9 protein-coding genes are annotated in these 13,809 nt (G+C 41.1%); all 9 read left to right on the top strand.

What is annotated here, in order from left to right:
• Positions 1-75: 75 nt before the first annotated feature.
• Positions 76-3,888: a DNA-directed RNA polymerase subunit beta gene (gene rpoB, locus RE317_RS06335; protein ID WP_005844834.1), complete on the top strand. Its 3,813-nt coding sequence runs from the start codon at positions 76-78 to the stop codon at positions 3,886-3,888.
• Between the two features lie 38 nt (positions 3,889-3,926).
• Positions 3,927-8,213, top strand: a complete 4,287-nt coding sequence (rpoC, locus tag RE317_RS06330; RefSeq protein WP_005844836.1) for a DNA-directed RNA polymerase subunit beta' — start codon at positions 3,927-3,929, stop codon at positions 8,211-8,213.
• Between the two features lie 208 nt (positions 8,214-8,421).
• On the top strand, positions 8,422-8,763 hold the full coding sequence (locus tag RE317_RS06325) for a DUF3467 domain-containing protein (protein ID WP_005844838.1): 342 nt from the start codon (positions 8,422-8,424) through the stop codon (positions 8,761-8,763).
• Between the two features lie 188 nt (positions 8,764-8,951).
• Positions 8,952-9,365, top strand: coding sequence for a 30S ribosomal protein S12 (gene rpsL / locus RE317_RS06320; RefSeq protein WP_005844840.1), 414 nt, complete (start codon positions 8,952-8,954; stop codon positions 9,363-9,365).
• Positions 9,366-9,514: 149 nt separating this feature from the next.
• Positions 9,515-9,991 (top strand): 30S ribosomal protein S7, encoded by a 477-nt coding sequence (gene rpsG, locus RE317_RS06315; RefSeq protein ID WP_005844842.1) that lies wholly within the window; start codon positions 9,515-9,517, stop codon positions 9,989-9,991.
• A 31-nt stretch (positions 9,992-10,022) separates the two neighbouring features.
• The gene (gene fusA, locus RE317_RS06310; protein ID WP_005844844.1) at positions 10,023-12,140 is read left to right on the top strand and encodes an elongation factor G; all 2,118 of its coding nucleotides are present in this window, start codon (positions 10,023-10,025) and stop codon (positions 12,138-12,140) included.
• An 84-nt stretch (positions 12,141-12,224) separates the two neighbouring features.
• On the top strand, positions 12,225-12,530 hold the full coding sequence (rpsJ, locus tag RE317_RS06305; protein WP_002558075.1) for a 30S ribosomal protein S10: 306 nt from the start codon (positions 12,225-12,227) through the stop codon (positions 12,528-12,530).
• A gap of 21 nt (positions 12,531-12,551) precedes the next feature.
• Positions 12,552-13,169 carry a 50S ribosomal protein L3 gene (gene rplC, locus RE317_RS06300; protein WP_005844847.1) on the top strand — a complete coding sequence of 206 codons (618 nt, stop codon included), beginning with the start codon at positions 12,552-12,554 and terminating at the stop codon, positions 13,167-13,169.
• Positions 13,169-13,795 (top strand): 50S ribosomal protein L4, encoded by a 627-nt coding sequence (rplD, locus tag RE317_RS06295; protein ID WP_005844849.1) that lies wholly within the window; start codon positions 13,169-13,171, stop codon positions 13,793-13,795. Before rplC ends, rplD begins: the two co-directional genes overlap by 1 nt.
• Positions 13,796-13,809: the final 14 nt, after the last annotated feature.

The raw sequence follows: 13,809 nt of genomic DNA, 5'->3' as shown, positions 1-13,809 counted from the left end.
TTAGGAATCCTCTGGTAGAGGATTCTTAACCTTTTTGTGTCTATATTATTATTAAGTTCTACAAAATATTAACAAATGTCTTCAAATACTGAAAATCAAAGAGTTAATTTTGCTTCCATCAAGAATCCGATGAAGTATCCGGATTTCTTGGAAGTGCAATTGAAGTCATTCCAAGACTTTTTACAGTTGGATACCCCGCCCGAAAAGCGTAAGAATGACGGGCTGTATAAGGTGTTCGCTGAAAACTTCCCTATTGCTGACACTCGTAATAACTTTGTCCTTGAATTCTTGGACTATTACATTGATCCGCCTCACTATTCAATAGACGAGTGTTTGGAGCGCGGGCTCACATACAGCGTGCCTTTGAAAGCAAAACTGAAGTTGTATTGTACTGATCCTGATCATGAAGATTTCGATACGGTTATTCAGGATGTTTATCTGGGTCCTATTCCGTATATGACTCCGAAAGGAACTTTTGTTATTAATGGTGCTGAGCGTGTAGTTGTTTCTCAGTTGCACCGTTCTCCGGGCGTGTTCTTTGGTCAGAGCGTGCATGCTAACGGTACTAAATTGTACTCTGCCCGTATTATTCCATTCAAAGGTTCATGGATCGAATTCGCTACAGATATTAACAATGTAATGTATGCGTATATCGACCGTAAAAAGAAATTGCCTGTTACTACTCTGTTAAGAGCTGTAGGTTTTGAAAATGATAAAGATATCCTCGAAATCTTCAATTTGGCTGAAGACGTTAAGGTTAATAAGACTAACTTGAAGAAAGTCGTAGGAAGAAAACTCGCTGCTCGTGTTTTAAAAACATGGACAGAAGATTTCGTAGATGAAGACACAGGTGAAGTTGTTTCTATTGAACGTAATGAGGTTATTATCGACCGTGAAACTGTGATTGAAGAGGATCATATCGATGAAATTATAGACTCAGGCGTTCAGAATATCCTTGTTCACAAGGAAGAAGCGAATTCATCCGACTACTCTATTATATTTAATACCCTTCAGAAAGACCCGAGCAACTCTGAAAAAGAGGCTGTACTTTACATTTACCGTCAGTTGCGTAATGCAGATCCGGCTGATGATGCCAGTGCTCGTGAGGTTATCAATAACCTGTTCTTCTCTGAAAAAAGATATGACCTTGGCGAGGTAGGACGTTACAGAATCAACAAAAAGTTGGGACTGACTACGGACATGGATGTGAAGGTATTGACAAAACAAGATATTATTGAAATCATTAAGTATCTGATTGAGCTGATTAACTCTAAAGCGGATGTTGATGATATTGACCACTTGAGTAACCGTCGTGTACGTACTGTAGGAGAACAGTTGTCCAATCAATTTGCGATTGGTCTGGCACGTATGTCTCGTACCATCCGTGAGCGTATGAATGTGCGTGACAATGAAGTGTTTACTCCGATTGATTTGATTAATGCGAAGACTATTTCTTCTGTTATCAATTCATTCTTTGGAACAAATGCTTTGTCGCAGTTCATGGATCAAACTAATCCATTGGCTGAAATCACTCACAAGCGTCGTTTGTCAGCGTTAGGACCTGGTGGTCTGTCACGTGAACGTGCTGGTTTTGAGGTTCGTGACGTACACTATACTCATTATGGTCGTTTGTGTCCGATTGAAACTCCTGAAGGTCCGAATATCGGTTTGATTTCTTCTTTGTGTGTGTATGCTAAGATTAATGAGCTTGGCTTTATTTCAACTCCTTATCGTAAAGTAGCTGATGGTAAGGTGGATATATCTGATGAAGGTATTGAATATCTGACAGCCGAAGAGGAAGAGGATAAGATAATCGCTCAGGGTAATGCTCCATTGGATGATGAAGGCAAATTTGTTCGTGAGAAAGTAAAAGCTCGTCGTGATGCTGATTATCCTGTTGTTACTCCTGACCAGGTAGAGTTGATGGATGTTTCTCCACAGCAGATTGCTTCTATCGCTGCTTCTTTGATTCCGTTCTTGGAACATGACGATGCTAACCGTGCATTGATGGGATCAAACATGATGCGCCAGGCAGTTCCTTTGTTGCGTACAGAGGCTCCTATTGTAGGTACAGGTATTGAAAAACAGTTGGTTGAAGACTCTCGTACTCAGATTGCAGCAGAGGGTGATGGTGTTGTAGAATATGTCGATGCAACAACTATTCGTATCTTGTATGACAGAAATGAAGATGAAGAATTTGTAAGCTTTGAACCTGCTTTGAAGGAATACAGAATTCCTAAATTCCGTAAGACTAATCAGAGCATGACCATTGACCTCCGTCCTACTTGTGATAAAGGACAGCGTGTGAAGAAGGGTGATATCCTGACTGAAGGATATTCAACTCAGGGTGGTGAGCTTGCATTGGGTAAAAATCTGTTGGTGGCTTATATGCCTTGGAAAGGTTATAACTACGAGGATGCTATTGTATTGAATGAACGCGTTGTACGTGAGGACTTGCTGACTTCTGTACACGTTGATGAATATATTTTGGAGGTCCGCGAAACGAAACGCGGTATGGAAGAATTAACTTCTGATATTCCTAACGTGAGTGAAGAAGCTACTAAAGATTTGGATGAAAACGGTATTGTACGTGTAGGTGCACGTATCGAACCGGGTGATATCCTGATTGGTAAGATTACTCCGAAAGGTGAATCAGATCCTTCTCCGGAAGAAAAATTGCTTCGTGCTATTTTCGGTGATAAGGCAGGTGATGTGAAGGATGCTTCATTGAAAGCTTCTCCGTCATTACGTGGTGTCGTTATTGACAAGAAGTTGTTCTCACGTGTTATCAAGAGCAGAAGTGAGAAGAATGCCGATAAGGCTATTCTGCCTAAACTGAATGATGAATTCGAGGAAAAGGCAGCAAAACTGAAAGATATCTTGATTGAGAAACTATTGGTCTTGACTAATGGTAAGGTTTCCCAAGGAGTGAAAGATTATTTGGGAACGGAAGTTATTGCCAAGGGGGCGAAGTTCACCAAACGCGATTTGGAATCATTGGATTATACTATTATCCAGTTGAGCAAGTGGACAGCTGATGCTCATAAGAATGACATGATTCGTGACTTGGTGATGAATTATTTGAAGAAATATAAAGAATTGGATGCTGAATTAAAGCGTAAGAAGTTTGCTATCACTATCGGTGATGAACTTCCTGCGGGCATTATTCAGATGGCTAAGGTTTATATTGCCAAGAAGCGTAAGATTGGTGTAGGTGATAAGATGGCGGGACGTCACGGTAACAAGGGTATTGTTTCTCGTGTGGTTCGTCAGGAAGATATGCCGTTCTTAGCAGATGGTACTCCAGTAGATATCGTATTGAATCCGTTGGGTGTGCCTTCTCGTATGAATATTGGTCAGATTTTCGAAGCCGTATTAGGTCGTGCCGGAAAAGAGTTGGGTGTGAAATTTGCTACTCCTATTTTTGATGGTGCTTCTATGGATGATTTAAATGAATGGACAGATAAAGCTGGATTGCCTCGTTATTGTAAGACTTATCTTTGTGATGGTGGTACAGGCGAACGCTTTGACCAACCTGCAACAGTGGGTGTAACTTATATGTTGAAACTAGGGCACATGGTTGAAGATAAGATGCATGCCCGTTCTATCGGTCCGTACTCCCTTATTACTCAGCAGCCGCTTGGTGGTAAGGCACAGTTCGGTGGTCAGCGTTTCGGAGAAATGGAAGTTTGGGCGCTTGAAGCATTCGGCGCAGCACATATCTTACAGGAAATCCTGACCATTAAGTCTGATGACGTTGTAGGACGCTCAAAGGCTTACGAAGCTATTGTGAAAGGTGAACCTATGCCAACTCCGGGTATCCCCGAATCTCTGAATGTATTGTTACACGAACTGAGAGGTCTTGGCTTGAGTATCAACCTTGAATAATAAAAAAATATAACTCTTTACATTATAAATAAGGAAGTATGGCTTTTAGAAAAGAAACTAAGATAAAGAGTAATTTCTCGAAAATCTCAATTGGCTTGGCTTCACCCGAAGAAATCCTTGAGAATTCGAGCGGTGAGGTGTTGAAGCCTGAAACGATCAACTACCGTACCTACAAACCGGAACGTGATGGTTTGTTCTGCGAGCGTATTTTCGGTCCGGTGAAAGATTACGAATGTCATTGCGGTAAGTACAAACGTATCCGTTATAAAGGTATTGTTTGTGACCGATGTGGCGTTGAAGTGACTGAAAAGAAGGTCCGTCGTGAACGTATGGGACATATTCAGTTAGTTGTGCCTGTAGCGCATATCTGGTATTTTCGTTCATTGCCGAACAAGATCGGTTATTTGTTGGGGCTGCCTACAAAGAAACTAGACGCTATTGTATATTATGAACGTTATGTGGTTATCCAGCCGGGTGTGAAGGCTGAAGATGGCATTAATAAATATGATTTGCTTTCTGAAGAAGAGTATTTGGATATCTTGGATACACTTCCTAAAGAAAACCAATATTTGGAAGATACAGATCCGAATAAGTTTATAGCTAAGATGGGAGCAGAAGCCATTTATGATCTGCTCTCAACTTTGGATTTGGATGCTTTATCTTATGAATTACGTCATAAAGCAAGTAATGATTCTTCGCAGCAACGTAAGAACGAGGCTTTGAAGCGTCTGCAGGTAGTTGAATCGTTCCGTGCATCTCGCGGACGTAATAAACCTGAATGGATGATTGTACGTATTGTGCCGGTTATTCCTCCTGAACTGCGTCCATTGGTTCCGTTGGATGGTGGCCGTTTCGCTACCTCTGACTTGAATGACTTGTATCGTCGTGTGATTATCCGTAACAACCGTTTGAAGCGACTGATTGAAATCAAGGCTCCCGAAGTGATTTTGCGTAACGAAAAACGTATGTTGCAGGAGGCTGTCGATTCCTTGTTCGATAACTCACGTAAATCAAGTGCAGTGAAGACTGACGCTAATCGTCCATTGAAATCACTGTCCGATAGCTTGAAGGGTAAGCAAGGACGTTTCCGTCAGAACTTGCTGGGTAAGCGTGTTGACTACTCTGCTCGTTCGGTTATCGTTGTTGGTCCTGAATTGAAGATGGGTGAATGTGGTATTCCTAAACTGATGGCTGCAGAGCTTTACAAGCCGTTTATCATCCGTAAGTTGATTGAACGTGGTATTGTGAAGACTGTAAAATCTGCAAAGAAGATTGTAGACCGCAAGGAGCCTGTGATCTGGGATATCTTGGAACATGTCATGAAAGGTCATCCTGTATTGCTGAACCGTGCGCCGACTCTGCACCGTTTGGGTATTCAGGCTTTCCAACCGCATATGATTGAAGGTAAAGCTATTCAGTTGCACCCGTTGGCTTGTACAGCGTTCAATGCCGACTTCGATGGTGACCAGATGGCGGTTCACTTGCCTTTGAGTAATGATGCGATTCTGGAAGCACAGATGTTGATGCTTCAAGCTCATAACATTCTGAATCCTGCTAATGGTGCTCCTATTACTGTGCCTGCACAGGATATGGTACTTGGTTTGTATTATATTACCAAGCTGAGAAAAGGGGCTAAAGGTGAAGGCTTGACTTTCTACGGTCCGGAAGAGGCTTTGATTGCTTATAATGAAGGTAAAGTGGATATTCATGCTATCGTCAACGTAGTGGTGAAGGACTTGGACAAAGATGGCAAAATCGTAGATGTGATGATGAAAGAAACCTCCGTAGGGCGTGTGATTGTAAATGAAATCGTTCCAGCGGAAGTGGGGTACTTGAATACCATTATTTCCAAAAAGTCTTTGCGAGATATCATTAGTGATGTTATCAAAGCTGTCGGTGTTGCACGTGCTTGTGAATTCTTGGATGGTATTAAGAACTTAGGTTACTATATGGCGTTCAAGGGTGGTCTGTCATTCAACTTGGGTGATATTATTATCCCGAAAGAAAAAGAAGAACTGGTAAAACGTGGTAATGAGGAAGTGGAACAGATTATGATGAACTATAATATGGGTTTCATTACTGACAATGAACGTTATAACCAGGTTATCGATACATGGACTCACGTGAACAGTGACCTGTCTGATATACTTTACAAGACGATTAAGAATGATGACCAAGGCTTCAATTCAGTATTTATGATGCTTGATTCCGGGGCCCGTGGTTCTAAAGAGCAGATTCGTCAGTTGTCTGGTATGCGTGGTTTGATGGCAAAACCGCAGAAAGCCGGTGCTGAAGGCGCACAGATTATTGAAAACCCTATTCTTTCAAACTTTAAAGAAGGTTTGTCTGTGTTAGAGTATTTTATTTCTACCCACGGTGCTCGTAAAGGTTTGGCGGATACAGCGTTGAAGACTGCTGATGCGGGATACTTGACCCGCCGTCTGGTAGACGTGTCGCATGATGTGATTATCAATGAAGAAGACTGTGGAACACTTCGTGGTTTGGTTTGTACGGCTTTGAAGAATAACGATGAAGTTATTGCTACTTTGTACGAACGTATTCTAGGACGTGTTTCTGTACATGATATCGTCCATCCTACTACTGGTAAACTGATTGTAGCCGGTGGAGAGGAGATTACAGAGGATATTGCGCAGGAAATCGAGGATTCTCCGATTGAAAGCGTTGAAATCCGTTCGGTATTAACTTGTGAATCTAAGAAAGGGGTATGTGCTAAGTGTTATGGACGTAACTTGGCATCCAGTCGTATGGTTCAGAAAGGTGAAGCAGTCGGCGTAATCGCTGCCCAATCTATTGGTGAGCCGGGTACACAGTTGACATTGCGTACATTCCATGCCGGTGGTATCGCAGGTAATATGGCTGCTAATGCAAGCATTGTGGCCAAGAATAATGCACGTTTGGAATTCGAAGAATTGCGTACGGTAGATACGGTTGATGAAATGGGTGAGGCTGTGAAAGTGGTAGTCGGTCGTTTGGCTGAAGTCCGCTTTATCGATGTGAATACAGGGATTATCCTGTCAACTCATAATGTGCCTTATGGTTCAAAATTATATGCTGCGGACGGTGATATTGTTGAGAAAGGAAAACTGATTGCTAAGTGGGATCCGTTCAACGCTGTTATTATTACAGAGGCTACTGGTAAGATTGAATTCGAGAGTGTGGTTGAAAACGTAACTTATAAGGTAGAGTCTGATGAAGCTACCGGTTTGCGTGAAATTATCATTATCGAGTCTAAGGACAAGACAAAAGTACCTTCTGCCCATATTGTAACCGAGGATGGTAATTTGATCCGTACTTATAACTTACCCGTGGGGGGGCATGTTGTGGTTGAAAACGGTCAGGCAGTGAAAGCTGGTGACATTATTGTGAAGATTCCTCGTGCTGTAGGCAAGGCTGGTGATATCACCGGTGGTCTTCCTCGTGTTACAGAACTGTTTGAGGCTCGTAACCCATCTAATCCTGCTGTCGTTTCTGAAATAGACGGTGAAATTACTATGGGTAAGATTAAGCGTGGTAACCGTGAAATTATTGTCACATCTAAGACAGGTGAAGTGAAAAAGTATTTGGTGAATCTGTCTAAACAAATATTGGTTCAGGAGAATGACTACGTTCGTGCCGGAACTCCGTTATCTGACGGTGCGATTACTCCTGCTGACATTTTGGCCATTAAAGGTCCCACGGCTGTACAGGAATATATCGTAAATGAAGTGCAAGACGTTTACCGTTTGCAGGGTGTGAAGATTAACGACAAACACTTTGAGATTATTGTTCGTCAAATGATGCGTAAGGTAGAAATCGATGAGCCGGGCGATACTCGCTTCTTGGAACAGCAGGTAGTGGATAAGCAAGAGTTCATGGAAGAAAACGATCGTATTTGGGGCAAGAAAGTAGTTGTTGACTCTGGTGATTCTCAGAATTTGCAGCCGGGTCAGATTGTTACTGCCCGTAAGTTGCGTGATGAGAACAGTATGTTGAAACGTCGTGATTTGAAGCCTGTTGAGGTACGTGATGCTATTCCTGCTACATCTACTCAGATTCTGCAAGGTATTACCCGTGCCGCTTTGGGAACTTCAAGTTTCATGTCTGCTGCATCATTCCAGGAAACAACGAAAGTTTTGAATGAGGCTGCCATCAATGGTAAGGTTGATAGATTGGAGGGTATGAAGGAGAATGTGATTTGTGGTCACTTGATTCCTGCCGGTACCGGTCAGCGTGAATTCGAAAAGATTATTGTTGGTTCGAAGGAAGAATATGATCGCATTCTTGCTAATCGTAAGAATGTACTCGATTATAGTGAGGTAGAGTAATTTTTAATACATACACTGTAAAAGAGGCTGATTTCTGTTTAAGAAATCAGCCTCTTTAGGTTTATAGTAAATGCTATAGGAAAATTATATAGAATAATCAGTATGTTGTATTATTACAAATAAATGTCTATATTTGTACTCCAACCAAAGAATAGAAGTTGGGGACCTTGAAATTCAGAATATTTTTTTAATGCTAAAGTATAAAATCATGGAAAACGAAAAAAATAACAATCAGTTGCAGATAGAGTTGAAAGAAGAAGTAGCTCAAGGAACGTATGCAAATCTTGCCATTATTACCCATTCCAGTTCGGAATTTATTGTTGATTTTGTGCGTGTAATGCCGGGATTACCTAAAGCTGGAGTGCAGTCACGTATTGTACTGACTCCTGAACATGCAAAACGTTTGATGTATGCATTACAGGAGAATGTTGCAAAATACGAACGTAATTTTGGACCTATTCGAATGCCGGAAGAAATGAATGGGGGAAATAATGGACCGGATGGAAAAACATTCATTCCTCCTATAAGCGGATTTAAAGGGGAAGCATAAGGGCTTTTGTAGCAAAAATAACATAGTAGTCTGTTTTTCAAAAACTTTTTTGAGAAACAGACTATTTTTATTAGTAGAAAGTATTGTTTATTAAAATGTTATTCGTAACTTTGCAGCCCAAAATGTATAGTTTTGGACTTAGTACAGCAAATTAATAAACAATATATAATAATTAAAAATCAAACAAAATGCCTACTATTCAACAATTAGTAAGAAAAGGAAGAGAGGTTTTGGTTGAGAAGAGTAAATCTCCGGCACTGGATTCATGTCCTCAAAGACGTGGCGTTTGTGTTCGTGTGTATACTACTACTCCGAAAAAGCCGAATTCAGCAATGCGTAAAGTTGCTCGTGTGCGTCTGACTAACTCTAAGGAAGTAAACTCTTATATTCCGGGAGAAGGTCATAACTTGCAGGAACACTCAATCGTGTTGGTTCGTGGTGGTCGTGTGAAAGACCTTCCGGGTGTACGTTATCACATCGTTCGTGGTACTTTGGATACAGCAGGCGTAGCTGGTCGTACACAAAGACGTTCTAAATATGGTGCGAAGCGTCCTAAAGCAGGACAAGCTGCAGCTCCTGCAAAAGGAAAAGGAAAGAAGTAAATTGTAACTGAATTCCTGAAACAAAGAATATTAATTTAAGTTTTGGTTTGTTGGAATAAGCTATAAAGGTTGAGTAAATGCTTCAGAGGAAGCGTTGAAGTAAACGGAAAAAGTGCAGCCCCAAACAAAAACATTATTTTGAGAAAAAAATGAGAAAAGCAAAACCAAAAAAACGTGTGATCCTTCCGGATCCGGTATTTAATGATCAGAAGGTTTCTAAATTCGTAAATCACTTGATGTATGATGGAAAAAAGAATACATCTTATGAGATCTTCTATGCAGCACTGGAAACAGTGAAAACAAAACTTCCTAATGAAGAAAAATCAGCTTTGGAAATCTGGAAGAAAGCTTTGGATAATGTAACTCCGCAGATTGAAGTAAAGTCTCGTCGTGTAGGTGGCGCTACTTTCCAGGTTCCTACTGAAATTCGTCCTGATCGTAAAGAGTCAATCTCAATGAAAAACTTGATTCTTTTCGCTCGTAAACGCGGTGGTAAATCAATGGCAGATAAACTGGCAGCTGAGATTATTGACGCTTTCAACGAACAGGGTGGTGCTTATAAGCGTAAAGAAGATATGCACCGTATGGCTGAAGCTAACCGTGCATTCGCTCACTTTAGATTCTAATCAAGTAATAATTAATAAGTAAAGGACGAAGATGGCTAAACATGATTTGCATTTGACCCGCAATATCGGTATCATGGCTCACATTGATGCTGGTAAGACAACGACTTCAGAACGTATTTTGTTCTACACTGGCTTGACTCACAAAATTGGTGAGGTGCATGATGGTGCAGCAACAATGGACTGGATGGAGCAGGAGCAGGAACGTGGTATTACTATTACATCTGCTGCTACTACTACTCGTTGGAAATATGCGGGAAATACTTATAAAATAAACTTGATTGACACTCCGGGACACGTTGACTTTACTGCTGAAGTAGAACGTTCTTTACGTGTCTTGGATGGAGCTGTTGCAGCTTATTGTGCGGTTGGTGGTGTTGAACCTCAGTCAGAAACCGTATGGCGTCAGGCTGATAAATACAATGTGCCTCGTATTGGTTACGTTAATAAAATGGACCGTTCTGGTGCTGACTTTTTCGAAGTTGTTCGCCAGATGAAGGATGTATTAGGCGCAAATGCTTGCCCTGTGGTAATTCCTATTGGTGCTGAAGAGAGCTTCAAAGGAGTTGTTGATTTGATCAAAATGAAAGCTATTTTGTGGCACGATGAAACAATGGGTGCAGATTATAGCGTAGAAGAAATTCCGGCGAACTTGGTTGATGAAGCTAATGAATGGAGAGAGAAAATGCTCGAAAAAGTGGCTGAATTTGACGATGCTTTAATGGAGAAATTCTTTGATGATCCTTCTACAATCACTGAAGAAGAAATCTTGCGTGCTTTGCGTGCAGGTACATTGAAAATGGATATCGTTCCGATGTTCTGCGGCTCTTCATTCAAGAATAAGGGAGTTCAGACATTGCTTGACTATGTTTGTGCGTTCTTGCCTTCTCCGTTGGATACACCTGCTATTGTAGGTACTAATCCGACTACAGGAGCAGAGGAAGACCGTAAACCTAGCGAGGATGAAAAAACATCAGCTTTGGCATTTAAGATTGCAACTGACCCCTATGTCGGACGTTTGACTTTCTTCCGCGTTTACTCTGGTAAGGTAGAGGCTGGTTCATATATCTATAACACTCGTTCGGGTAAAAAAGAACGTGTATCACGTTTGTTCCAGATGCACTCAAACAAACAGAATCCTGTAGAGGTGATTGGAGCTGGTGATATTGGTGCCGGTGTTGGTTTCAAGGATATCCGTACAGGTGATACGTTGTGTGATGAAGATGCACCGATCGTATTGGAATCGATGGAATTCCCTGATCCTGTAATTGGTATTGCAGTTGAACCTAAGACTCAGAAAGATTTGGACAAGTTGTCTAATGGCTTGGCTAAACTGGCTGAAGAAGACCCGACATTTACTGTTAAGACTGATGAGCAGTCCGGTCAGACTATTATTTCCGGTATGGGTGAGCTTCATTTGGATATTATTATCGACCGTCTGAAACGTGAGTTTAAAGTAGAATGTAACCAGGGTAAACCTCAGGTTAACTATAAGGAAGCTATCACTAAGACTGTTGAATTGCGTGAAGTTTATAAGAAGCAGTCTGGTGGTCGTGGTAAGTTTGCCGATATCATTGTGGCAATCGGCCCGGTTGACGAAGACTTTACACAAGGTGGTTTGCAGTTTATTGATGAAGTGAAGGGCGGTAATGTTCCTAAGGAATTTATCCCATCAGTTCAGAAAGGTTTCCAGACCGCAATGAAGAATGGTGTGTTGGCAGGGTATCCGCTTGATTCACTGAAAGTAGTCTTGAAGGATGGTTCATTCCATCCGGTTGACTCTGACCAGTTGTCATTCGAGATCTGTGCTATCCAGGCTTACAAAAATGCATGTGCTAAAGCAGGTCCTGTATTGACTGAACCTATTATGAAACTGGAGGTTGTAACTCCTGAAGAAAACATGGGTGATGTTATTGGTGACTTGAATAAGCGTCGTGGTCAAGTAGAAGGTATGGAATCAAGCCGTTCTGGAGCTCGTATTGTAAAAGCTAAAGTACCTTTGGCAGAAATGTTTGGTTACGTAACAGCTTTGCGTACTATTACTTCGGGCCGTGCTACATCATCTATGACTTATGATCATCATGCTCAAGTTTCCAGCTCTATTGCTAAGGCTGTACTTGAAGAAGTGAAAGGTCGCGTAGACTTAGTATAATAAAAAAAGCAGGGGCGACGGGTTAGCGAATGACTCTTAATCCGGCCCCACTTTATATTTAATCATTTTTTAATTTAAAATTTAATGAGTCAAAAAATTAGAATTAAACTGAAATCTTACGATCACAACTTGGTAGACAAGTCTGCTGAAAAGATCGTTAGAACAGTGAAGGCAACAGGTGCTATTGTTAGCGGTCCTATTCCATTGCCTACACACAAGCGTATTTTTACGGTAAACCGTTCGACTTTCGTTAACAAGAAGTCACGTGAACAGTTTGAATTGTCTTCTTACAAGAGATTAATCGACATCTATAGCTCAACAGCTAAGACAGTAGACGCTCTGATGAAGTTGGAATTACCGAGTGGAGTTGAAGTAGAAATTAAAGTTTAATGCATTTAAAAATTAACTGAAATGCCAGGATTATTAGGAAAGAAAATCGGAATGACATCCGTTTTCAGTGCTGATGGTAAAAATGTACCATGCACTGTTATCGAAGCTGGTCCTTGTGTAGTTACTCAGATTAAGAGTGTTGAGAAAGACGGCTATGCAGCTGTTCAGGTAGGTTTCCAGGACAAAAAGGAAAAGCATACTACCAAACCTTTGATGGGGCACTTTAAAAAAGCTGGTGTAACTCCGAAGAGACACTTGGCCGAGTTCAAAGATTTTGAAACAGAATTGAATTTGGGAGACACTATTACAGTGGAGTTGTTCAATGATGCGGCTTATGTTGACGTTGTTGGTACTTCTAAAGGTAAAGGCTTCCAAGGTGTAGTTAAAAGACATGGATTTGGTGGAGTAGGTCAGACTACTCACGGTCAGCACAACCGCGCTCGTAAACCGGGTTCTATCGGTGCATGTTCTTACCCTGCAAAAGTATTCAAAGGAATGCGTATGGGTGGTCAAATGGGTGGTGACCGCGTTACTACACATAACTTACAGGTATTAAAAGTGATTCCGGAACACAATCTTCTTTTGATTAAAGGTTCGGTACCGGGTTGCAAAGGTTCAATCGTAATAATTGAGAAATAATGGAAGTTAACGTATTAAATATTAAAGGTGAAGACACCGGAAGAAAGGTTACGTTAAACGAATCTATCTTCGGAATTGAACCCAATGACCACGCTATCTATTTGGACGTTAAGCAGTTTATGGCTAACCAACGTCAGGGAACTCATAAATCTAAAGAAAGAAGCGAAATCAGCGGTTCTACTCGTAAATTAGGTCGTCAGAAAGGTGGTGGCGGTGCTCGTCGTGGTGATATCAACTCTCCGGTATTGGTGGGTGGTGCTCGCGTGTTTGGTCCTAAACCTCGTGACTATTGGTTTAAGTTGAATAAAAAAGTTAAGACATTGGCTCGCAAGTCGGCATTGTCTTATAAAGCTCAAGAAAACGCAATCATTATTGTTGAAGACTTCACATTTGAGGCTCCAAAGACTAAGGATTTCGTTTCTATGGTAAATAATCTTAAAATTGCTGACAAAAAGTTGCTTCTTGTTTTGCCGGAAGCTAATAAAAATGTATATTTGTCAGCTCGTAACATCGAACGTGCTAATGTAGCAATTGCTTCTGCATTAAATACTTACAATGTATTGAATGCTGAAACTCTTGTTGTTACAGAAAACTCGCTCAAGGCTATCGAGAATATCTTATCTTAATTTAAAAAGGAGGC

The organism is Phocaeicola sp. GP0067, from assembly GCF_031119655.1.
Lineage (GTDB): Bacteria > Bacteroidota > Bacteroidia > Bacteroidales > Bacteroidaceae > Phocaeicola > Phocaeicola vulgatus.
This window is presented reverse-complemented; position numbering and strand designations above follow the sequence as displayed.